We start from the raw sequence: 24,060 nt of genomic DNA, 5'->3' as shown, positions 1-24,060 counted from the left end.
TTATAAGTTGTTATTCGGTTGAATCAAACTTGACACTAAAGGCTTACTCACTGATAGTGCCAACTTGTAATCTAATTAAATATCATATAGGTAGCAGACATTTTTAGTTTAAACTTGGGCTTAACTGAGCGCCGCTAATGCACGCAAAATCTATAGTTGCAGATGACCATCCGTTATTTCGCAGCGCCATGAAACAAGCCGTTGAAGGCATATTGGGCAATAATATTCTTGAAGCTGCTTCTTTTGGTGAAACCCTTGCCCTACTCGAGCATAACCCGGACGTAGATTTGGTCTTTCTCGATCTGAAAATGCCAGGTAATGAAGGTCTCACCGGGTTAACGACCTTAAGGAATAAATATCCGGACATCTTGGTGGTCATAGTTTCCGCCGATGAAAATCCGCTGATGGTGCGTAAAGCCATGGATTTTGGTTCCAGTGGCTACATTCCTAAATCCACACCTTTGCCCATTATTGCCGATGCGGTCAGGCAAATTTTGGACGGTGATCAATGGTTACCTGGTGATATGTTAAACCAGATCAGCCAACTAGATGGTAACCAGGATCAGGCATTTGCCAGCAAACTCGAACAACTTACCCCCCATCAATTCCGAGTCTTACACCTTATGGCAGAAGGACTACTGAATAAACAAATTGCTTACCAATTGGATGTCAGCGAATCTACTATTAAACAACATGTGTCGGCAGTTTTGCATAAACTAAGTTTTAATAACCGCACTCAGGCCGGGGTTTTATTCAAACAAATCATGGGTGCTAACGTAAGCGAATAGTCCTATGGCGTCCAAAACACATTATTTTCAATCTTTGTCAGATCGGTCTGCATCACACCTGTGTATCCCCATGGACTGAGGGCACACTGCTACTCGAATGAATATAGAGGCCAAATTAAGTGCCAGGGTAAGGGCATTTGAATTTTCCCCAATCATAGTACAGCTCTGAAATCATCGGCGACTACGGCCTGTTTTAGTTTCTACTTCATTCTCGCTTTTCGGGTTGTATTGTTTCTGACAGTGTTCAGTGCAACCTTACATAGAGCGTTCACCACTTTTGCTGTCAAAAAATACGACCTCACATTCATCTCCTTATATCTATTAGGGTCTGGCGTACTCGCTAGCGTCAACCGGTTCTTTTTCTGGTGTTTGCTCAGGACAATCAATAATAAACCAGCAAATCTGTGCGGCAAATAGCGCTCCATATATTGAGTCAGATCAAAGATGTTACGACCGGCTGAGACAATAATGATCAGTAGATGATCTCTATTTGTAGTGTTGAGTTGAATATTCATCTTTCTTAATGATAAGATAGTAATTAGTTACTATCTTATCTGAGGGGGCGAACATGCATACTCATCCAAAGCATCTTCCGGCTGATGAACGTCGTGCCGTAACTGTCGAATCCGTAGTGACGCTTGCCGGTACGCAAAACCCAAGCAAGATCACTACTGCTGCTATTGCCAAACACATGCACGTCACCCAAGGCTCATTGTTTCGGCACTTTCCTAACAAAGACGATATTTGGAGGGCTGTCGTACAGTGGGTTGCGGAACGTCTCCTGGCTCGAATCGATCGTTCTGCGCAAGGGATTGAGTCGCCCTTGGAAGCCATGGAGGCGATGTTCATGAGTCATATCGAATTCGTGGCCGAACATCCTGGCGTGCCGAGGATTATGTTTGGCGAGCTTCAACGTTCGGAACTAACACCAGCCAAGCGCATGGTGCAAACTTTGATCCAGCGTTACGGGGAGCGGCTGCATAGCCTCATCGAACAGGGCAAGGCGAGGGGTGAGCTGTCTCCCTCTCTGGACAATGAGGCAGCGGCCACGCTGTTCATTGGCACGATCCAGGGATTAGTGATGCAGTCGCTATTGCTTGGAGATGTGGAACGTATACGCCACGATGCACCCAAGGTGTTCGCCATTTATAAACGCGGTATCGGGAGAGTTCAATGAAAAAATTACCCGTGCAAGGTCGTACTCTAGCGCTGCTGGGCGTTATCATCCCATTGCTAGTACTTTTCATCTATGTTGGTCTGCGTTCCGGGCCACTTGCACCGGTTGAGGTAAAGGTCGCGACCTTGGAATCTCGCGCTGTCACGCCGGCGTTATTCGGCATCGGCACAGTGGAGGCGCGTTACACCTATAATATCGGGCCGACGTTTGCCGGGCGCGTCAAACGTCTGGATGTGCAAGTGGGCGACCAGGTTAAAGTCGGACAGGTACTCGGTGAGATGGATCCGGTCGATCTCGATGATCGGGTGCGCTCACAGGAAGCTGCATTCAAACGTGCAGAAGCGACACTGCGCGAGGCCGGGGCTCGGCAAACCTATGCAAAGACCCAAGCACGGCGCTATGAGCAATTGTTTGCTGCACGTTTGACCAGCGAGGAAATTACCACCACTAAGCGCCAGGAATTACACATTGCTGAAGCTGCGTTTTCGGCCGCCCAGGAGGAGCTCGCCCGCACCCATGCCGACCGTGAAGGAGTGGTGGCACAGCGCAGCAGCTTGCGCCTGATTGCACCGGCGGATGGCGTGGTTGCGGTGCGCTATGCAGATCCTGGCACGACCATCGTGGCCGGCCAGTCTGTGGTTGAAATTATCGATCCTAAGAGTCTGTGGATCAACGTGCGCTTTGACCAAGTCAGCGCATCGGGCCTGGCTGGAGGATTGCCGGCGCGCATCGTTTTGCGTTCGCGTAGCGGCCAAACCTCGAAAGGCCGAGTACTGCGTGTTGAACCCAAGGCTGATGCGGTGACCGAAGAAATGTTGGCCAAGGTGGTCTTCGATGGCATACCTCAGCCTCTGCCGCCGGTGGGCGAGCTGGCCGAGGTCACGGTTGATCTCCCGGCACTTCCAGCTGCACCTGCCATTTCTAATGCTGCCATTCGGCGCGATGGCGACAAGGTCGGGGTCTGGCAAATCGTCGATGGAGATCTGCGATTCACTTCGGTCAAACTCGGTGCTTACGATCTGAATGGTTTCGTGCAGGTGCATGAAGGGCTCAATGCCGGTGACGAAGTCGTGATCTACAGCGAAAAGGCGCTGACCTCGCGCAGCCGTATTCATGTGGTTGAAAATATTCCAGGAGCGCCACAGTGATCAGTCTAGCTGGACGTGACATCATGCACGCCTGGGGGAAATTCGTTTTTACCGGTGTGGGCCTCGGGCTGCTGATCGGTGTGACCCTGTCGATGGCAGGCATCTACCGTGGCATGATTGATGACGCCAAAGTACTGCTGGATAATAGCAGTGCGGATCTCTGGGTGGTGCAAAAGGACACCTTGGGCCCGTATGCAGAATCATCCAGTATCTACGAAGATACGTGGCGCGGCATCCGCGGCATGCCGGGTGTGGCGCGAGCAGCTAATGTTACCTACCTCACCATGCAGGTGCGCAAAGGTCAGCGCGACGTGCGGGCGATGATCACCGGTATAATGGCTAGCGAACACGGCGCACCTGGCTGGCCGCCGCATCTGGTTGCCGGGCGTCAGATCACCCGTGGCCATTACGAGGCGGTAGCCGACATCGCAAGCGGCTTCAGGCTTGGCGATCTTCTACAGATCCGTCGAAACCACTACACGGTGGTGGGTCTGACCCGACGTATGGTTTCTTCCGGCGGCGATCCGATGGTGTTCATCCCGCTTAAGGATGCGCAGGAAGCGCAGTTTCTGAAGGACAATGACGCTATTTTGCAGCAGCGAAGGCGCAGCGCGGCAAACCCGGCGTTCAACAGCCCAGGTAATCCGGGCTTGCTTGATGCAGTCATCGCTTCACAAAGCACCAACGCGTTCGTCAACGCAGTTCTTGTGCAGATTAAAGCGGGTTACAGCGTTAATGATGTGGCTGAATCAATTCGCCGCTGGAAGCGTCTGACGGTTTACACCCGAAGCGAGATGGAGGAAATCCTCGTGGGTAAGCTGATCGCCACCTCCGCAAAACAGATCGGTATGTTTCTGGTGATCCTCTCGATTGTCAGCGCGGCCATCGTAGCCTTCATTATTTACACCCTGACGCTCGGTAAAATCCGTGAGATCGCGGTGCTCAAGTTAATAGGAACCCGAAACCGAACTATTGCCGCAATGATCCTGCAACAGGCGCTTGCGCTCGGAGTCATCGGCTTTGTGGTTGGAAAAATATCCGCTACTTTATTTATGGCGCCGATTTTTCCCAAATATGTGTTGCTTGAGCCGCTCGATTCGGTGATCGGATTCATGGTGGTAGTTTTGATCTGCATATTATCAAGCATCATTGCTATTCGTGCTGCACTCAAGGTCGATCCGGCCGAAGCGATTGGGTGACAAGATGAGCGAAAAAGGCATCCGTATCGAGGGCTTGAGCAAGCGTTATGGGAAGGGTGATACTACCGTCTATGCGCTAAAAGATGTCAACATGGAGGTAGCACCGGGAGAGGTGGTGGGGCTTATAGGGCCTTCCGGTTCCGGCAAGAGCACTTTGCTCAAATGCCTTGGCGCGGTGATCGAACCCACCGCCGGGCGTATGATCCTGGGCGATGAGGTGATTTATGATGATGGCTGGAAAGTGCGCGACCTGCGTGCCTTGCGCCGGGATAAGATTGGCTTCGTGTTCCAGGCGCCGTATCTGATCCCGTTCCTCGATGTCACTGACAATGTAGCGCTGTTGCCGATGCTGGCCGGTATACCCAATGGTGAAGCGCGGTTAAAGGCGCTGGAACTACTCACAGCGTTGGACGTGCAGCACCGCGCTAGCGCCATGCCATCACAGCTTTCCGGTGGCGAACAACAGCGGGTAGCGATCGCGCGCGGGCTAGTCAATCGGCCACCTGTTATCTTGGCCGACGAACCGACAGCACCGCTCGACAGCGAACGTGCCATGGCCGTCATCCGCATCCTCAATCACATGGCGCACAAGTTCGAGACTGCCATCATCGTCGTCACGCACGACGAAAAAATCATCCCCACTTTCAAACGCATCTACCACATCCGCGACGGTGTAACCTACGAGGAAGCGGGTGAAGGGCGGGGGTTCGAATGAGTGCTTTGCTGCTACCAGAGTATCTGAAAATTTTTGAATTGAGTACAGAGCAATAGCTATGACAACATTCAAGCAGCGCGGCATCTGGATAAGGGGTATTTCTCTGGTCGCCGTTGGTTTCGGTCTACTGACCGTCAAGGAAGGCGGAACAAGCCTGTTCGGCAACGAGTCTGCACGTGTTGCTGTCGGGAACTATGTGCCATTCGTGCTCTGGTTTAACTTTTTAGCGGGTTTTGCTTATACCATCTCTGGTGTCGGGCTATGGATACAACAGAGTTGGGCTGCGTGGCTGGCAGTCGCTATTGCAGTAGCGACAGCACTCGCGTTTGCCGCTTTTGGTGCACATGTGTATGACGGTGGTATTTATGAAATGCGGTCGGTGATCGCCATGAGCTTGCGAACATTGGTAGGGGTGACAATCGCAGTTATGGCCTTGAACCTAATGCCGCGTATGAAATCGCCTGTTTTTGGGGCTAGCAAAAGTGAGTAGATACACCCTCTGTCCGGTCTTCGTATACATGCTTGTTAAGTACGGTGTGGGTCACATTGCCATGGCGTTGAGTGTCATCATGCTCTTACCGACTCTGGTGCTAGCCGCCAATGGGGGCGCTGACGGCGTCGGTGGTTGCGCAACGCAAGAAGCACTCCGATTCCGTGGTGGCACGCTAAGACTGGAAAACGATCTGTTTACCGGCACTGACCAAAACTATACGAATGGCGTGGCCTTCACGCTGGTTTCGCACGACATCCCCGGTAGGCTGCGACCCGAATGCTTGCCGGTGCCGATTCGGCTGCATGCGGAACTCATTCAATTCATGAATCCCGGATTCTGGGCCGGTGCAGCTAATTCCACAGATACGCAAAACGTGGTAGTCAGATTCGGGCAGTCTATGTATACGCCCGAGGACTACGCCCGGACGGATCTGATCCCCGACGACCGGCCATATGCAGGATTGCTTTACATGGGGTTGGCATGGAACCGAAGGAAACACGAACTCGGTTCGAATCGTGAAATGCTCGATACGCGTGAGATCACGCTCGGGGTGATCGGTTCCTGGTCACTGGCGGAACAAACCCAGAACCTGGTGCACAAAGCGCGAGGTTTTGACAGGTTTCAGGGCTGGCCGAACCAATTGAAGAATGAGCTAGGCTTTCAACTGGCTCTGGATCGCAAGTTCAGGGCGTTCCGTGGACCCGGGGCAGTCATCCCAGGTTTTTCCGCCGACGCGATACCTTCTCTGGGGCTCCGGCTTGGCAACATCGAGACATCAGCCACGTTAGGCATCGAGGGTCGCGTCGGATGGAATCTGCCGAATGATTTTGGGAGCTATCCCCTCAGGCCGGGTGCCGAGAACCGTCCGCCATCAGCCGTTTCCGTTCATGGAAAATTCAGAGATTCCGTCCCGGCCATCAGTCGGCCACGCCCCGGCGTGCACTTCTTCGGAATATTGGAAGCGAAGGCGGTCGCCTACGACTTTTCCCTTGACGGAAACCTCTTTCGCTCCAGCCACAGTGTTTCGCGTCGGCCTTGGCTTGCCCAAGCTGCGGTGGGTGTCAGTACGCAAGGTACCTTGGCGGGGAATGGCATCAGATTAGCCTTGATGCGTGTTTACCGCACGCGCGAATTCGAGCAACAGAGCACGAATCAAGCTTACGGGTCCATCGCCCTGAGTATTGAGTTCTAGTGAGGCGCAGGGAGCGCTACACGCGTTGAATGCACCCTCAAAATATTAACCAACTATTTCTTGGAGATTATCCATGCAACACCGACATCAGTTCAAAGCTTACTTTACAGCCACAGTCATTAGCACGATCCTGGCGTGCGTCAGCTCTCAGGCCTGGGCCGATGACAGCGATAAGACCAAGCCGCTAGCGTTACGAAAGATCATGCAAGACATGGGTAAGAACATGCAGGTTATTACCGATGGAATTTCCCGCGAAGACTGGGAAATGGTGGCAAGAACGGCCCCCTTGATTGCCGATCACCCTCAGGCACCACTGGCTGAGAAAATGCGCATATTGAGTTTTATCGGTTCAGATGTGGGCAAATTTAAGAGCTATGACGAAAAAACGCACCAGGCGGCGCGAGCATTGGAGCAGGCGGGCGTGCGTAACGAAGGACAATCTGTGATCTCGTCTTTTGCGAAACTACAAAACAGTTGTCTGGCATGCCATCAGAGTTTTCGTAAACCGTTTGTGGAGCATTTCTACGATGCGCGCTAAACATACAAGAGTCCTATCAGCCTAACAAGTGGGCTTGGGACTGGCACTTCATGCCGCACGGTCAGGTAAATAGGGGGCGGAGTGATTTGGAGCATACCGCCTATACTCGTAATTTCGGTTCCTAAATTGAGGGGATTACCGTGCAATAATTGCACACTATTCAGTTGATGCCTTTTGTATCGCTCGATGCAGGGCTTCTAACTCTAAAAGTGTGTTATTTAATTATTTCCATAGGAGAAATTCTAGATAGTGTTTCTCGATCTGACAAAACAATGCTGCTTCAGTTCTATTTATAATAATCTTACCCTGAAGTAAGTGCCATTGGACTGCTTAAACAAAACAATATCACCCTCTATACACCCAACGTTAGGTGGGTAATTTAGATTCCACTTTTACAATCTCATCAGGTTTGGGTGTGGCTACTTCAGGTGAAATTAAGCTGATTATTCGCCAATCTGCTTTAGGTTTGATGTTGTTTGAAGTGGTAAACATTAACACCTGGCCTTGGGGGTCGATAGCACACAAACGTAATAAGCGGTCGGCGTATTGGTTCTTATAATCCTCATAACTGAACGTGTCAGAAAGGCGTGTGGTTTTGATGGAGGCACCTTTTGATGCCAGACCTGCCAATTTCCCATAGTTGACATCCTCGGCAAATAATCCCAACTTCTTGGCGTAAGACTCGGACACTTGATGGCTGGGTCGTTGTTGTTGTTCGTTGTTACTCAAGCCCAACACCGTGCCTTTGCCCATTTCGTGCTCGAAATGGTAGGTCACCATAGGATTTAACTGGCGATAGGGTGACATCACTAATACCTTGCCAAATACCGATAAATCCAGGGTACGAGCTGCATGCTCGGACATAGGGTTGCCAAAATAAGTGGGAATATTGTCCATACGTGCTGAGCGTATAGCATCCCAGTTGGTATCGGCTAGTCTCACAGGAATATCCTGGGCAAGTAATTCTTTGGCAAACATGCGACAAAACAATCCACCACCGAAAATCAAAAAGCCATTGGGCTCCGGGGCGCGAACCTTTAAATATTCAGCAACCCTTATCGACGTCAGGCTTTGCACCACTACGGTCGTAATGATCACCAAAAAGACCATGGGGACCAGCAGTTCTGCCTGGGCATAACCTAGGGCTTCTAATTTGAGAGAAAATAGCGCCGATACGGCGGCCGCCACTATGCCTCTGGGGGCTATCCAACTCAGCAGGGCCAATTCTCGCCAGTTAAGTTCGGTTTTCCAGGATGAGGCAAACACCGCCAAGGGCCTGGCAATAAACATGATAACCAGTAAAACAACTGCTGCCCCCCAACCAATACTGACAATGGACTCCAACTGAATACGCGACGCTAACAGTATAAACAGACCTGATATCAGCAGTACGCTCAGGGTTTCTTTAAATTCTAATATGTCGTCGACATCGACGTTTTTCATGTTGGCCAGAAACATGCCAATGACCGTCACTGTTAACAAACCTGACTCATGGGCGATGAGGTTTGAACCGGCAAAAGCCCCTAACATCAAGGTCAGTACTGCAGTGTTTTCAAGATAATGGGGCACCCAGCTATTGCGCAATATCAGGCCCAGTAAATAGCCAACCGCCGCACCTATACCCAGGCCAACGCCCAGAGTCAAACCAAAAGCATAGAGTGTATGGCTAAGGGCATCTTGGGTAGAAATAATATATTCAAATACCAACACCGCCATTAGTGCCCCTATGGGATCGATGATGATCCCCTCCCAACGTAATATGTTGGATATCTTTGAGCTGGGACGCACAGTGCGTAACATAGGCACAATCACTGTCGGGCCGGTAACCGTGATTATCGCACCAAATAAAAAGGCCATTTGCCAAGACATGTCCAGGGCAAAATGGGCGATGGGAGCCGCAACCATCCAGGTGATCAACGTACCAAGCGTGCACAGGTTGCGCACCATAGAGCCATGGCCACCCAAATCCTCGAAACGTAAAGTCAGGGCCCCTTCAAATAGAATAATGGCCACTGACAATGACACTATGGGAAATAAAAGGTCACCAAATAGCGCGTCAGCATCGATGATACCAGTAACGGGCCCAACCAGGATCCCTACTACCAGCAGGGGCAAAATTGCCGGTATTTTTATTTTATAGGCCAGATATTGGCAGGCAATGGATATTAAGCCAACGGCGACTAAAGAGATAACGGGATCGCTCAAAGGGAGTCCTTTCAAATTACAGGTGTTTTATAAGTGGGATCTGAGCACAATACACGCCTCAAAAGCAATGCCAACTAGACATTCATTAGTCTAATAATCCCCCAATACGCTTTGTATTGACTCTATGTTAACGGTTTTTCACCGGGTCAGGGCGTGATTCAAAGCTTTAGTTGTTTGAGCAAACGTTTCAGGGCTGCAGGTTTTAGTGGCTTAGGTAAATAATGCAGTTGGCCGGCGATTGCCAGGGCCCGCACCTCATCACTTTGATTAGCCGAATTTAAAACACCGACAATCGGCTCACAGAATTTACCTCGAATAGCCCGAGACACTTCCAGCCCTGTTAAACCATGATCGAGTTGATAATCCAGTACCATCAAATCCGGGGGCTGGGTACATTGTGCCATAGCACTTTGCAGATCCTTAGCTACCAGCACAATGGCACCCCAACTCGTGAGAAGAGTATGCATGGCGGATAAAATTTGTGCATCATTATCCACAATCAAAACCCATTTTTCGCGCAATAATGAACTGCTGTCACTTTGTACCGCGGTTTGAGATTTTATGTTTATGTTTTGCGATTTACCCACAGGCACAGTCACGTCAAAACAGGTGCCCTTGCCAGGCGTTGACAGCAGTGTCACCGGGTGAGCAAGTAGGGTACTGATCCGTTCCACTATGGTTAAACCCAAACCCAAGCCCTGTGAACTGTTATTGCTTTCGAGTTGATGAAACTCCAGGAATATTTCTTGCTGCTTGTCCTTGGCTATGCCACAGCCGGTATCAATTACGCAGATACGAGCCTGGCCAGATGAGCGTTTAACACCAATCAGAATGCGCCCATTTTGGGTGTAGCGCACGGCATTAGATATCAGATTCTGAATAATACGTCTCAATAGCTTAGGGTCAGACACCACAACTAAGTCGGTAGTTACGTAGGTTAGGCGTAACCCTTTTTGTTGTGCCAAGGCGCTAAATTCATCGATCATAGGCAACAGCAATCCGTGCAAGGAGAAAGTTTGAATATGGGTCTGCAGTATGCCCGATTCCAGTCTGGTCATATCCAACAACATGCTAAGTAATTCTTCAGCGTTACCTAAAGATTGCACGAGTTTATGGCTCATGTCGGCCATTTCCTGATTAGGAGCTTTTTGTTTTAACATGGAAGCAAATAAAGAGGCGGCGTTAAAGGGTTGCATCAAATCATGTCCAGCGGCGGCTAAAAACTTGGTTTTGCTGTCATTGGCATTTTCAGCGTCGCGTCTGGCCGCATCCAGCGCTTTATTAGCGTTTTGTAACTGTAAGGTGCGCTCTGCAACTCGGGATTCCAGATGGGTTTTCGCCTGGCGCAACTGTTGTTGAATAGCTATGTATTCAGTGATGTCACTGTAGGTTGTGACAAACCCGCCGCCGGGTAACGCACTGCCATTTAACTCAATGACTTGGCCATTTTCCTGATGGCGAACATATTTATAACGGCTACCGGTTTGCATGTATTCCACCCGTTTTTCAATTTCCGTCTCGATATCTTTACTGTCCCCAAACAAGCCGCGCTGGGCATTAAACCTGAGTAATTCCTGTATGGATAAACCGACTTTGATAAAATTGTTAGGGTATTTAAATAATTCTACATAACGTTGATTCCAGGCAAGTAATCTAAGATCCCGGTCAAGTACGCTGATACCTTGTTGAATGTGCTCAACCGAGGATTGCAACACTTCGTGATTAAATTGGAATGTTTGGCTGGCTTCCTCAACCAGCTCCACCAAATCCGCCAAGGCCACATTTTTTTTCTCACTTATGGCAGAGAGTAAAATACGGGCGCTGGCACTGCCAACCTGACTGGCAAGCTCACCCTCGACACTATTGAGCAACTTGGGGCTGGCATAACCGGAAAGCTGGGCGGCGGATAAATTTTTCAATAAACGTTGATGACGCTCCGCCCCCCAGACCTTTTCGGTGACTGCCAGCAGGTTAGAAATTTTCACCGCATGATTGAGCACAGGTAAACTGTGATCCAGTGGACTAAAACCATTCCTTTGCATAGTTGAGGAAGTTAGCCAGGACACCAGTACAAACGCCCCTATGTTGACCAATAAACTGTACAAAAAACCCTGGGCCAAGGCCAAATCGCTAGGAGGGGGATTGAAATAGTAACTGGCCGTAATACTGGGCCATAACAGCCAGTAGCCCCAACAAAATGCACCACAAATCAAGGCTATATGCGCCGCCAGTTTGTTGCCACGTTTCCAATACAAGCCGAGTATTAGAATAGGCATGGTCTGGGATAATAACGCGATGGCAATGATGCCACTTTTTACCAAAGACGTGGATTTGCTGATATCCAAGTGATAAAGGTAAGCCACTCCCAGGACCACTAGCACCGTCAAGCGGCGGATCAACAGGATAATATTGGGTTTTAAATTATGCCGTTGATTGGTTCTTAACTGAAACGTGAACCACAGGGGGGTCACCAGGTTGTTGGATATCATTATCCCCATAGCAAGGGTGGCAACAATGATCATGCTGGTGGCCGCCGCCAGCCCGCCAATAAAGGAGATAAGGGTGATCCAGGGGTTACCGGCAAACACCGGCAGCGCCAAGGCATAGCTGTCTGTGCTCACTGTGCCTGGGTCAAAGATCATGTGTCCGGCCAAGGCTATGGGTAATACAAACAAGGTCATGCCCATCAGATACATGGGAAAGAGCCAACGGGCAGTGTTAAGTTCCTGATCGCCATTATTCTCGATAAAATTGATGTGAAACTGCCTGGGTAGGCAGAACATCGAACATACCCCGAGTAACATCTGGCTGGCATACACCCAAATGGCCGAATCGGCATCTACTATGGCTTTACTGCGGGGATTGAGTTGCGCTTTACCCAATAAGTCAAATACGCCGTCGAACAGGCCGTAACACACAAATAAACCAACAATCACCAGTGCCGCCAATTTTACTATTGACTCAAAAGCGACGGTTAACATTAAGCCGGGATGTTTGTCCGTAAGACTCAAGGAGCGGGTGCCGAACAAAATAGCGAACAGGGCCATCAATACCGCCACATAAAAGCCCACGCTGTCGGGCCATAAATTATCCAGGCCGGTTACCACACTGATCCCCCGCGTGACAGCATCAAGTTGCAAGGCGATGTAGGGGACCACACCAATAAGACATAACAAGGTAACGAGGGCCGCCAATAAATGTGACTTGTCATAACGCAGGCTGATAAAGTCTGCTAGGGAACTGACATTATATTGATGACACAGATTGGCAATGCGCTTGAGCACGGGATGGGCAAACAGAAAGACCGCTATTATGCCCAAGTAAGTGGGAATAAATGCCCAGCCGTACTGCGCAGCTTGGGTAGTGGTGCCAAAAAATGCCCATGATGTACAATGCACACCCAGGGCCAAACTGTAAATATACGGATGCTGTTGCCCGCCACTAAAGCGTTTATCTCCCCAAAATGCCAAACCAAACAAGATCAATAGATAGCCGAGAATTATCGCTATCAAACTCCAAACACTAAACATATCTTACCAAAATAAGGCTATATATCAGCACTCTACCTCGAACACCTGGCAGGTAAAAGCGCTGTTTTAGCATTTTTGGGAGAGGTATTTTCACAGACAAATTTGAAAACATGCAAAATTTCCCCTTGAAGCTTGTCAAACTAACCCCATAAATAGCTGCAATTGAAAAATAGGTTTAACGAGACCCCAAGTAAACGGAGTAATTATGAGTAACGAAGAGCAGGCTCAAAATGAAGACGCACAACCAGTAACGGTGGATGTTGATGCAACCCAAGAAGCAAGCGTCACACAAAACGCTGAAGTTGAGGAAGAGCAATTGACACCTGAACAATTGCGGATTCGGGAGCTAGAAGTTGCACTTGCCGCCTCTGAGGGAATGCTTGCGGCACAGAAAGACTCTGTGATACGCGCTATCGCGGATGCCGACAATGTGCGTAAGCGTGCCCAGCTCGACATCGATAAAGCACGCAAATTTGCCCTGGAAAAATTCGCCGCTGAATTATTACCTGTGGCTGACAATCTGGAGCGTGCCCTGCAAGTTGCCGATCGAGCCAACGAAGCCATAAAACCTGTGGTAGACGGTGTTGAGTTAACCCTTAAATCATTTATCAGTGGAATTGGAAAATTCGGCATTGAGGTGATTGACCCCCAGGGCCAAACTTTTAATCCTGAACTGCATCAGGCAATGTCCATGCAGGAAAATGCTGAACTGGCCCCAAATACGGTGATGGCAGTGATGCAAAAAGGTTATGTACTAAACGGGCGGTTATTGCGTCCAGCCATGGTGATGGTGTCACGGGCAGCTGAAAGTGGCGTAAATACTCAAGCTTAAGTGCGGGTAGACAAAGATTATTTAATAAATATTTCATTTTTGTGGCAAAATTTTTCGGTTAAGACATTGAAAAATTTTAGAATAACCCCACAAAGTGTACAGGCATTAATAGAACATTTTTTGGAGAAAAACTAATGGGTAGAATCATTGGAATCGACTTAGGTACCACTAACTCGTGTGTTGCGGTTTTAGACGGCGGCAAAGCAAAAGTAATTGAAAATGCAGAAGGGGATCGCACAACACCCTCGATCATTGCGTATAGCCAAGACGGCGAAACTTTAGTTGGGCAACCCGCTAAACGTCAGGCTGTGACTAACCCGAAAAACACCTTGTTCGCGATCAAGCGTTTGATTGGTCGTCGCTTCGAAGATAAAGAAGTGCAACGTGATATCGATATCATGCCCTTTACCATCATCAAAGCCGATAACGGCGACGCTTGGGTAGAAGCGAAAGGCGAGAAAATGGCACCGCCACAAATCTCTGCTGAAGTATTAAAGAAAATGAAAAAAACCGCCGAAGATTATTTGGGCGAAGAAGTGACTGCTGCGGTCATTACCGTACCAGCTTACTTTAACGATTCTCAGCGTCAGGCAACGAAAGACGCGGGCCGTATTGCGGGTTTAGACGTTAAACGTATTATCAACGAACCCACCGCCGCTGCACTTGCTTACGGTATGGATAAGAAAAAAGGTGACAGCGTCGTTGCAGTATACGACTTGGGTGGGGGTACGTTTGATATCTCTATCATCGAAATTGATGAAGCCGATGGCGAACACACGTTCGAAGTACTAGCCACCAATGGTGATACACACTTGGGCGGTGAAGATTTTGATAACCAGGTTATCAACTATTTGGTTGAACAGTTCAAAAAAGAATCAGGCATGGATTTACGTAAAGATCCCCTGGCCATGCAACGTTTAAAAGAAGCGGGAGAGAAAGCTAAAATTGAACTTTCTTCTGCCCAGCAGACAGAAGTGAACTTACCTTATATCACGGCTGATGCTTCTGGCCCTAAACATTTAACCATAAAACTGACTCGTGCCAAGCTTGAGTCTTTGGTTGAAAGTATGGTTAAAGCAACCTTGGGGCCGCTAAAACAAGCCCTGGAGGATGCAAATTTATCCGTTAGTGATATCAACGATATCATCATGGTAGGTGGCCAAACCCGTATGCCATTAGTGCAAAAGTACGTGACTGAATTTTTCGGTAAAGAGCCACGTAAAGATGTTAACCCCGATGAAGCAGTCGCAGTAGGTGCAGCTATCCAGGGTGGAGTATTGTCTGGTGAAGTGAAAGACGTATTGCTTCTTGACGTTACGCCATTGTCATTGGGTATCGAAACGATGGGCGGCGTGATGACCGCGCTAATAGAAAAGAACACCACTGTTCCCACCAAGAAGTCACAAACCTTCTCAACAGCGGAAGACAACCAGTCAGCGGTTACTGTGCACGTATTACAAGGTGAGCGTAAACAAGCTGCAGGTAATAAATCCCTGGGGCAATTTAACCTTGAAGGCATCCGCCCTGGACAGCGCGGCGCCCCGCAAATCGAAGTTACATTTGATATCGATGCAGATGGCATTTTGCATGTATCTGCTAAAGATAAAGATACTGGAAAAGAGCAAAAAATCACCATTAAAGCTTCTTCTGGATTAAGTGAAGAGGAAGTGGAAAAAATGGTTCAGGATGCTGAAGCCAATAAAGAAGAAGATAAAAAATTCGAAGAGATGGTTCAGGTTCGTAACCAGGCAGATGGCTTGATCCATGGTACGCGCAAACAGGTTGAAGAAGCCGGTGAAGCCTTATCTGAAGAAGATAAAGCAGAAATTGAAACGGCGGTATCTGCACTTGAAGATGCGGTGAAAGCTAACGAAAAAGACGCAATCGAAGCCAAAACTCAAGAGTTGATCCAAGCTTCTGCCAAGCTGATGGAAGTCGCCCAAGCTAAAGCGGCTTCAGAAGCTAGCGGCGAGCAGCCGGAAGCGGGTTCTGCACAACAGGACGACGATGTTGTTGACGCCGAGTTCGAAGAAGTAAAAGACGACAAAAAATAATTTTTTGTCGACTACATTAGCCCTTGTACAGCAAGGGCATGCTCGGGCGCATGGACTGGTTTCCATTGCGCCCGTGTTTGTTTCAACGCCGTTTGGATTGAGATGTGCAGACACAAACTGACTGTCATCATTTAGGCGAATAATTAACAAACACACATGAAAAGAATAGGCAACTTACCTTTTGGTTGGTGCAAAAATATCAGGATAAACAAGCTATATGTCGAAGCGAGATTATTATGAAGTGCTGGGAGTTGACAAAGAGGCTGCCGAGCGCGATATAAAAAAGGCCTATAAACGCCTTGCGATGAAATTCCACCCGGATCGTACTCAGGGCGATAAAGGAATGGAAGAAAAGTTCAAAGAAGTGCAAGAAGCTCATGAAATTCTGACGGATTCACAAAAGCGAGCGGCATATGATCAATATGGTCATGCAGGTGTGGATCCTAATCGCGGGCAGGGCGGCCAAGGTAGCGGTGATTTCGGCGACATTTTTGGTGATGTTTTTGGCGATATTTTTGGCGGTGGCCGAGGCGGTGCGCGTCAATCACGAGCACGTCAAGGTTCGGATCTGCGCTACAATCTGGAACTGAGCTTGGAAGAAGCGGTTCGTGGTAAAAGTGTCGAAATTCGTGTGCCAACGCTCGCCCAGTGTGATACCTGTGACGGCTCAGGGGCAAAAAAAGGTAGCAGCGCAAAAACCTGTACGACTTGTCATGGTCAAGGCCAGGTGCAGATGCGTCAAGGTTTTTTTGCTGTACAACAAACTTGCCCAACCTGTTCGGGTAAAGGTAAAATTATTACCGATCCTTGCTCTTCTTGTCACGGCCAGGGTCGTGTGGAAAAAACCAAAACCTTGTCGGTAAAAGTTCCAGCTGGTGTGGATACCGGTGATCGCATACGTTTATCAAATGAAGGGGAAGCCGGTGAAAATGGTGCACCTGCAGGTGATTTATATGTGCAGGTCCATGTACGAGAGCACAAGATATTCACTCGTGATGGTAACAATCTGTATTGTGAAGTGCCACTTAGTTTCACCCGGGCTGCGTTGGGGGGAGAGATCAATGTTCCCACCCTTGAGGGCAAGGTAAAACTTAAAGTCACCCCAGAAACCCAAACGGGTAAGATGTTTCGGTTACGCAATAAAGGCGTAAAATCAGTACGCAGTGGCAGCGTGGGGGATTTAATTTGCAAGGTGGTAATCGAAACCCCTGTAAATCTCAATACTCGACAAAAAGAGCTATTGGAAGAATTGGAAGAATCCATGGGCAAGGGCAAAGATACAGCCAAAAACCGTCCCAAAGAGAGTGGTTTTTTTGATGGTGTTAAAAAATTCTTTGATGATTTAACTAACTAACTATTTATCTAGTGCATTTTGCAAAGGATAGTTGGAGCAAAAAAGTCGCATAACAAGCGGCTTTTTTTATCTAAAATAGATAGGGGTAGCCTTAAGGTTATACCCGTTGGCGCTCTACAAAAGCGCGATAACGTAGTAAATAGCGGATAATTCTGTTTAAACGTAAAATTATCTGCAAATTGCTTTGATTTTGCGTGTGATCCAAGTAACTTGGAAGCCATATCCGATGGATGTCGCGTAATTTAACTTCTCAACTGGTAATCAACAACAGTGGCTTTGAGTAAAAAACAACTTTATCAAGAGATAGCGCAGCAAGCCCAATCTTTAATGGCGGGTGAATCTGATATGATTGCCAATCTGGCCAATCTCAGTGCGCTTATGTATATGAGTTTGCCCGATGTGAATTGGGCTGGGTTTTATTTACTACAAGCAGATCAACTGGTGCTCGGACCTTTTCAAGGCAAACCAGCCTGTATCAGGATCCCTTTGGGTAAAGGAGTCTGTGGCAAAGCGGCAGAAACCGGATTGCCTCAGTGTATTTATGATGTACACGAATTTACTGGCCATATCGCCTGTGATGCCGAGTCAAATTCAGAGGCGGTGTTACCCTTTTATTATCAGGGGAAACTGCACGGTGTCATGGATTTGGATAGTCCCAAGGTAGGACGTTTTGATCAAGAGGATATGACAGGCTTGCAAGTATTGGTTGATTTACTGCAGGACGCCTTGGCATGAAGAGCTCTGTCGATATTCATGTGACCCTGGCCACAGCTGAAGATATGGATTTTTGGGACGACCAGGCAGAAGAAGCGGCCGACAGATTTAATGCATTGCTACATATGTTGTATGACAATGCCGATGAAGATATAGAAACCGCCAGTTTAGAACATATGATCCAATATATTTGGGAAAACTGGCGAGAAGATAGTTATTTGCTTGATATAGACGATGATGATTTATACGACTGGGTTGACCAATTATTGTCAACTTGGGATGATGAACATCAACAACCCCGCTAACCACACTAACTAGAATATTTAATGGATAATCCTCAAAAGTTTTCAAATAGTAAAGACGTGATCAATTTTTTAAGCGAAACCTTCCCAGAGTGTTTCAGTCTGACGGGCGACGCTAAGGCGCTAAAAATTGGTATTTTTCAAGATTTAGCCGAGCGCTTAAAGGACGAAGAGCGGTTAAGCAAAACCCTGTTGCGTTCGTCATTGCGCCATTACACCAATAGTTGGCGTTATCTGCACAGTGTTAAAGAAGGGGCATTCAGAGTAAACCTGGAAGGTGAAAATGATGCACCAATCGAAAAAGAACATGCAGATCATGCTAAACTTCAATTAGAAGAAAGTAAGGCCAAGGTGGCCGAAAAACGCAAAGCGCAAAAGGTTGAAAAGCCAGCTGCAAAGAAAAGTTACAAAAATAAAGGCGTACCGGCATTTAAATCCTCGGAGAAGGGAACTATTCCGGATAATGTGAAGCCCAAGGTTAAGTTACCCCCTGCTGAGAAGTTGTCGACCGATCAGATCGTGGCGGGGACCGCGGTGACAGTGAAAGTAGGGAAAGTACCTATGCCTGCAACCATCACAGATGTGAACAAAGACGGGATCCAAGTGCAGCTTGATTCCGGTATGGTGGTAAAGGTTCAAGTAGACAACTTGAGGCTTGCCCGTTCTAAGAGGTAATTTAATGATAAATTCAATTCGTGTTTCCGCTGTTTCAGCGTTGTTTGCTTTTAGTACAGTAGCGCTAGCTATTAATCATGCAAACAGCGTCGAAGACATTCCTATTCTCAAGCAAGAGTCGCAACATGCCGTTTCGACTAAGCGCATATCATCAAGCTTTTTACGCTCTCATTATAAAGAGATTTCCCTCGATGATGCTTTATCGGAAAAGATTTTCGACCGTTATATACGCTCATTGGACTCAAATCGCAGCGTGTTTTTGGCTTCGGACATTGCGAAATTCAGTGCTGAGCAAGATAAGTTGGATGAAGCAATCGAAATGGGCGATTTGGATAGCGCATACCAGATTTATCAACTGAATATGCAGCGCAGAATTGAACGTTACGAATATGCGTTGAGTTTATTGGATCAGGAATTTGATTTCGAAGTGCCCAAGGATAGTTTTTCTTTCGATAGGGAAGAGGCATCCTGGCCTAAAAATACCGCTGAGCTGGATGAGTTATGGCGCCAGAGGGTTAAGTACGATGCGTTAAATCTTAAATTAGCGGGTAAAGACAGGGAGAAAACCCGGGAGTTGCTCACCAAGCGTTACGAACAGGCAATTAAACGCTTAAAACAAACCACCAGTGAAGACGTCTTTCAAATCGTTATGAACTCGTTTGCCCGTAGTATTGAAGCGCACACCAGTTATTTGTCGCCACGCAATGCTGAGCGATTCCAAATGGAGATGAACTTATCTTTCGAGGGAATTGGAGCTGTGTTGCTCAGCGAAGATGATTATACCGTGATCCGCAGCGTTGTACCTGGCGGGCCGGCTGATTTGTCGAAGAAGATCAAACCGGAAGACAAAATTGTCGGTGTGGCTCAAGAAGACAGTGAGTTTGTCGATGTTATTGGCTGGCGTTTAGATGAAGTTGTCGAATTGATCAAAGGTCCTAAGGGCAGTGTGGTCAAGTTACAGATCCAAAAAGGTGATACTGACAGTGGTGTTCCTGAGGTGGTCAGTTTAACCCGGGACAAGATAAAATTAGAAGACAGGGCAGCGAAATCAGAAGTGTATGTTCCTAAGTCCGGTTCCCACAAAGGTGAAAAACTGGGGGTGATCACTATCCCGTCGTTTTATAACAACCTCAGCCAGGATGTGCGGGTCGAACTGGAAAGCTTAAAAGAGAAAAAAGTCGAAGGAATTATTGTCGATTTACGTGGCAACGGTGGTGGTTCGTTAACCGAAGCGACCTTGCTCTCGGGCCTATTTTTTGAAAAAGGTCCAGTGGTACAAATTCGTGACGGAGCCGGTCGTATTCGTGTCGAACAAGATGTAGACGGCGTAACTTATTACGATGGCCCATTAACCGTATTGGTTGATCGTTACAGTGCCTCGGCGTCAGAAATCTTTGCTGCAGCTATGCAAGACTATAGTCGTGCCTTGATACTAGGTGAACAAACCTTTGGTAAAGGTACGGTGCAGCAACATCGTGGTTTAGGACGAATTTACGATCTGTATGAAAACCCGTTGGGCAGTGTGCAATTCACTATCGCCAAATTTTATCGCATCAATGGCGGCAGCACTCAGCATCTTGGTGTGGTACCGGACGTACTATTTCCATCGGCTATTGATCCCAAAGAATGGGGCGAGAGCCAAGAAGAAAATGCCCTTCCTTGGGATAGTATAGAGCGCGCTAAATATTCGGCCTTTGGTGAAACCAAAGAAGTGGCTGCGAAATTGAGTGAAATTCATCGTAAACGTGTACTAGATGATCCTGAGTTTGCTTATATCTTTGAAGATATCGAAGAATATAAAAGTAAGAAGGAGGACAAAACTATTTCTCTGGTTGAGTCACAGCGGATCAAAGACAAAAATGAAATGGACGCCAAACAATTAAAACGGGCCAATGAGCGTTTAGTCAGACAAGGTTTGGAGAAAATCGCCAGCCTGGATGATTTACCTGATGAACAGCCGGAACTCGATCCGTTTTTAGATGAGGCAGCCAGCATTACCTACGATCTATTGGGCACGGGCAAATACGCAATTCACAGCAATTAACTTGCTAAATCTAAATAAAAAGGGCTATACAGCCCTTTTTTGTTGTAACCTCCATTTTAGTTAGCGTGGAGCACGTCTGAACGATAAACTTGCGTAAAAATATGGATCTGGATAATACGGTATAGCGTTACCTAAGCGTCGTGCTCTTTATCCGGTCCCACACAACCAAAAACAAAAACCTCAAAACAATAAAAAACGAAAGAAGGTGATTGATGAGTGCACGCGGAGAATTTTCATCTCGAATAGGTTTTGTCCTGGCAGCAGCAGGATCGGCCGTTGGATTAGGCAATATCTGGGGATTTCCCACTCAGGTAGCGAGTAATGGCGGCGCGGCCTTTGTGCTGGTATACGTATTATTGGCCTTTGTATTGGCATACCCGGTATTGATGGCCGAACTGATAATAGGCCGGGCAACCCGTGCGAACATGGTCGATGCCTTAGGCAAGATATCCGGTAGTCGCCTGGGTAAAGCCACAGGAATTTGGGGCTTTATTACGGTTTCATTGATTTTGGCGTTTTATGCCATAGTCGCCGGGTGGATGATTGCCTATTTTCTGGAATCCATGAGTCAGATTGTTGGCTGGGATGCGGCCTCAACCTGGTTGACTGAGTCATCCACGGCCCGTAGCCTGATTTTTTGTGGTCTGTTTTTGGGACTGACAGCCTTGATCGTTACAGGCGGAGTGAGTGACGGCATTGAGCGCTGGTCTGTACGACTAATGCCGACTTTAATATTTATTATTGTTTTGCTCATTGGCTATGTATCAACGCTCGATGGTGCCTTGGCTGGCTGGAAGGCTTATTTATTGCCTGACTTTAGTTTGGTTTTTGATGCTGACCTGTTGATCAGCGCTATGGGCCAGGCGTTTTTTTCCATGTCTCTTGGTGTGGGGACTATGCTGGTCTACGGTTCATACGTCAGTAAAAACGAAAACCTACCTGTACTTGGGGCTTCAGTAGCCCTGGTTGATATAGGCGTAGCTATTTTGGCAGGCATGTTAATTATTCCAGCCATGTACGTAGCGCTGAATAACGGCGTGCAAATTTTTGCCGAAAATGGCGAATTTATCGCCGGGGACAGCCTTATTTTTACCGTGCTGCCCTCGTTGTTTGAAACCATGGGCGTAGTGGGCAATTTTGTCGCCTTTGGTTTTTTTGCCTTGATGATCATCGCGGCCTTGACCTCGTCCATATCCATGTTAGAGGTACCCGTAGCCTATGTTGTCGAAAGTAAAGGCCTGGGTCGCACAAAAGCCGTATGGTTATTGGCGCTACTCATCTTTGTAGCCAGCAGCATTATTATTTTCAATTTTGATAAATTATTTGGTCTAGTCATCTCAATGACTACCCAATACAGCCAACCATTGCTGGGTTTAGCCTTGTGTATCTTTGTAGGCTGGGTTTGGAAGCGCGATCAAATTCTGACGGAATTAAAACAAGGCAACCCACAGGCTGAGCACAGCCTGTTCTGGAAAATATGGCCTTGGTATTTACGCTTTGTTTGTCCGGTTATCATCATCTTCATGTTTTTACGTTCCCTGGATATATTGGCGGTTTAATAATGGATAAAAATATGCTTCAGCAGCCCAAAGAGCCCTCATTATTGGATGCCCTCATTCCATTAGTCGTCTTAGTTGTTTTACTCAGTACCTCAGTTTATCTGTTTGCGGATAATTCTTCTTACGGCCCTAACCAAATTGCCTTGTTATTTGCCATGGGCGTCGCAACTATTGTTGGTTTGAAAAATGGCTATACCTGGCATGAAATTGAAAAAGGCATCGTCAGTGGGATTTCGTTATCCTTAGGTGCGGTGCTTATTTTATTGGCGGTTGGCTCGTTAATTGGTAGCTGGATGTTATCCGGTACTGTGCCAACCTTAATTTATTATGGTCTGGAATTACTCAATCCCTCGTTATTTTATGCAGCTACTTGTTTAATCTGCGCTGTGGTTGCCATGAGTATAGGTAGTTCCTGGACCACGGCGGCCACTGTTGGGGTCGCGCTGATGGGTGTGGCCACTGGCATGCAAATGTCTGAAGCCATCACCGCGGGGGCGATTATCTCCGGTGCCTATTTCGGCGACAAGATCTCACCCTTGTCGGAAACCACTAATTTGGCTCCAGCCGTGGCGGGCACCGAGCTATTTGAGCATATTCGCTACATGTTATGGACCACGGTACCCAGTTTTATATTGGCCTTGATACTTTTTACCCTGATCGGTTTTTCCGGTGCGGAGCATGACGCCTCAAGTAAAATTGCAGAAATGCAGGCGTTACTGGCTAAGGAATTTAACCTGGGCTGGGAGATGTTGGTGCCCTTAGTTGTATTATTGACCCTGGCGATCAAAAAAGTACCGGCTTTTCCGTCTGTAGCCATAGGCGCTTTGTTGGGTGGCGTTTGGGCGGTTATCTTTCAAACTGAAGTGGTGGCATCTATGGCTGGTGAGGGCCGTGAAGGTTTTACTGGCGCCTTAACCGTAGTTTGGACAGCATTATTCGACGGGGTGATCTTTAACACCAGCGACGAAAATTTAAATGCCTTGCTGAGTCGCGGGGGCATGTCGAGCATGTTAAATACGATTTGGTTGATCATGTGTGCCATGAGTTTTGGTGCAGTGCTGGAAAAAACCGGCTTGCTTAAGGCCATAGTTTCGCTGTTTTTACGTGGTGCACACTCTGCCGGTAGCATGATTAGCCGCACTATTCTTACCTGCATTGGCACGAATATCATTACCGCGGATCAATATATGGCAATCGTTATGCCCGGTCGTATGTACAAAGAAGAATTTAAAAAACGCGGATTACATCAACTGAATTTATCACGCAGTTTGGAAGACGGCGGTACTATTACTTCGCCCTTGATCCCCTGGAATACCTGTGGGGCGTATATGCAGGGCGTATTATTGGTCCATCCCTTTGATTATTTCTTTTACGCATTTTTCAATTTGATTAACCCTGTATTGGCCATCATTTATGCTTATTTGGGTTTCAAAATATTGCGCATTCCTATTCCCGAACCTGTTGCTGAAGATGACAAGCAAGTCAAAGCTGCACAGGCTAAAGCAAATTAATCAATACCAGCAAGCGGCTTAGTGCTGTCA

At 47.7% G+C, this 24,060-nt stretch carries 19 protein-coding genes; 17 read left to right on the top strand and 2 right to left on the bottom strand.

Going from position 1 to position 24,060, the window contains the following annotated elements; translation table 11 throughout:
* The first annotated feature begins 137 nt into the window (after window positions 1-137).
* From AC3RV5_RS12450 to AC3RV5_RS12415, 8 genes are all read left to right on the top strand, one after another.
* Window positions 138-788 (top strand): response regulator, encoded by a 651-nt coding sequence (locus tag AC3RV5_RS12450; protein WP_489727973.1) that lies wholly within the window; start codon window positions 138-140, stop codon window positions 786-788.
* Window positions 789-1,356: 568 nt separating this feature from the next.
* Window positions 1,357-1,965 carry a TetR/AcrR family transcriptional regulator gene (locus AC3RV5_RS12445; RefSeq protein ID WP_489727972.1) on the top strand — a complete coding sequence of 203 codons (609 nt, stop codon included), beginning with the start codon at window positions 1,357-1,359 and terminating at the stop codon, window positions 1,963-1,965.
* Window positions 1,962-3,113 (top strand): efflux RND transporter periplasmic adaptor subunit, encoded by a 1,152-nt coding sequence (locus AC3RV5_RS12440; RefSeq protein WP_489727971.1) that lies wholly within the window; start codon window positions 1,962-1,964, stop codon window positions 3,111-3,113. Before AC3RV5_RS12445 ends, AC3RV5_RS12440 begins: the two co-directional genes overlap by 4 nt.
* Entirely contained in the window at window positions 3,110-4,312 is a 1,203-nt protein-coding gene (locus tag AC3RV5_RS12435) for an ABC transporter permease (RefSeq protein ID WP_489727970.1), read from the top strand. Before AC3RV5_RS12440 ends, AC3RV5_RS12435 begins: the two co-directional genes overlap by 4 nt.
* Window positions 4,313-4,316: 4 nt before the next feature.
* On the top strand, window positions 4,317-5,027 hold the full coding sequence (locus tag AC3RV5_RS12430) for an ABC transporter ATP-binding protein (RefSeq protein ID WP_489727969.1): 711 nt from the start codon (window positions 4,317-4,319) through the stop codon (window positions 5,025-5,027).
* Between the two features lie 58 nt (window positions 5,028-5,085).
* On the top strand, window positions 5,086-5,517 hold the full coding sequence (locus AC3RV5_RS12425; protein WP_489727968.1) for a hypothetical protein: 432 nt from the start codon (window positions 5,086-5,088) through the stop codon (window positions 5,515-5,517).
* A gap of 61 nt (window positions 5,518-5,578) precedes the next feature.
* Window positions 5,579-6,712 (top strand): lipid A deacylase LpxR family protein, encoded by a 1,134-nt coding sequence (locus AC3RV5_RS12420; RefSeq protein ID WP_489727967.1) that lies wholly within the window; start codon window positions 5,579-5,581, stop codon window positions 6,710-6,712.
* 73 nt (window positions 6,713-6,785) lie between these two features.
* Window positions 6,786-7,250, top strand: coding sequence for a cytochrome c (locus AC3RV5_RS12415; RefSeq protein WP_489727966.1), 465 nt, complete (start codon window positions 6,786-6,788; stop codon window positions 7,248-7,250).
* Window positions 7,251-7,616: 366 nt separating this feature from the next.
* On the opposite strand, the gene AC3RV5_RS12410 is transcribed toward AC3RV5_RS12415, so the two are convergent.
* Both AC3RV5_RS12410 and AC3RV5_RS12405 read right to left on the bottom strand, forming a co-directional pair.
* Entirely contained in the window at window positions 7,617-9,455 is a 1,839-nt protein-coding gene (locus tag AC3RV5_RS12410) for a cation:proton antiporter (RefSeq protein WP_489727965.1), read from the bottom strand.
* 158 nt (window positions 9,456-9,613) lie between these two features.
* Window positions 9,614-12,985 carry a PAS domain-containing hybrid sensor histidine kinase/response regulator gene (locus AC3RV5_RS12405; RefSeq protein ID WP_489727964.1) on the bottom strand — a complete coding sequence of 1,124 codons (3,372 nt, stop codon included), beginning with the start codon at window positions 12,983-12,985 and terminating at the stop codon, window positions 9,614-9,616.
* 205 nt (window positions 12,986-13,190) lie between these two features.
* Between AC3RV5_RS12405 and grpE the strand changes: the two genes are divergently transcribed.
* The 9 genes from grpE to nhaC all read left to right on the top strand — a co-directional run bounded on the left by grpE (window position 13,191) and on the right by nhaC (window position 24,030).
* The gene (gene grpE / locus AC3RV5_RS12400) at window positions 13,191-13,817 is read left to right on the top strand and encodes a nucleotide exchange factor GrpE (protein ID WP_489727963.1); all 627 of its coding nucleotides are present in this window, start codon (window positions 13,191-13,193) and stop codon (window positions 13,815-13,817) included.
* A gap of 134 nt (window positions 13,818-13,951) precedes the next feature.
* The gene (dnaK, locus tag AC3RV5_RS12395) at window positions 13,952-15,871 is read left to right on the top strand and encodes a molecular chaperone DnaK (RefSeq protein WP_489727962.1); all 1,920 of its coding nucleotides are present in this window, start codon (window positions 13,952-13,954) and stop codon (window positions 15,869-15,871) included.
* 217 nt (window positions 15,872-16,088) lie between these two features.
* Window positions 16,089-17,225: a molecular chaperone DnaJ gene (gene dnaJ, locus AC3RV5_RS12390; protein WP_489727961.1), complete on the top strand. Its 1,137-nt coding sequence runs from the start codon at window positions 16,089-16,091 to the stop codon at window positions 17,223-17,225.
* Window positions 17,226-17,501: 276 nt separating this feature from the next.
* On the top strand, window positions 17,502-17,960 hold the full coding sequence (locus AC3RV5_RS12385) for a GAF domain-containing protein (RefSeq protein ID WP_489727960.1): 459 nt from the start codon (window positions 17,502-17,504) through the stop codon (window positions 17,958-17,960).
* The gene (locus tag AC3RV5_RS12380) at window positions 17,957-18,244 is read left to right on the top strand and encodes a hypothetical protein (RefSeq protein WP_489727959.1); all 288 of its coding nucleotides are present in this window, start codon (window positions 17,957-17,959) and stop codon (window positions 18,242-18,244) included. The genes AC3RV5_RS12385 and AC3RV5_RS12380 overlap by 4 nt, the downstream gene beginning before the upstream one ends.
* Window positions 18,245-18,265: 21 nt before the next feature.
* The gene (gene proQ, locus AC3RV5_RS12375) at window positions 18,266-18,916 is read left to right on the top strand and encodes an RNA chaperone ProQ (RefSeq protein WP_489727958.1); all 651 of its coding nucleotides are present in this window, start codon (window positions 18,266-18,268) and stop codon (window positions 18,914-18,916) included.
* Window positions 18,917-18,920: 4 nt separating this feature from the next.
* Window positions 18,921-20,960 carry a carboxy terminal-processing peptidase gene (prc, locus tag AC3RV5_RS12370; protein WP_489727957.1) on the top strand — a complete coding sequence of 680 codons (2,040 nt, stop codon included), beginning with the start codon at window positions 18,921-18,923 and terminating at the stop codon, window positions 20,958-20,960.
* A gap of 212 nt (window positions 20,961-21,172) precedes the next feature.
* Window positions 21,173-22,519 (top strand): sodium-dependent transporter, encoded by a 1,347-nt coding sequence (locus tag AC3RV5_RS12365; protein WP_489727956.1) that lies wholly within the window; start codon window positions 21,173-21,175, stop codon window positions 22,517-22,519.
* A gap of 2 nt (window positions 22,520-22,521) precedes the next feature.
* Window positions 22,522-24,030 carry a Na+/H+ antiporter NhaC gene (gene nhaC, locus AC3RV5_RS12360; RefSeq protein WP_489727955.1) on the top strand — a complete coding sequence of 503 codons (1,509 nt, stop codon included), beginning with the start codon at window positions 22,522-22,524 and terminating at the stop codon, window positions 24,028-24,030.
* The last annotated feature ends 30 nt before the right edge of the window (window positions 24,031-24,060 follow it).

The organism is Paraglaciecola sp. IT1134 (genome assembly GCF_058068185.1).
This window is presented reverse-complemented; position numbering and strand designations above follow the sequence as displayed.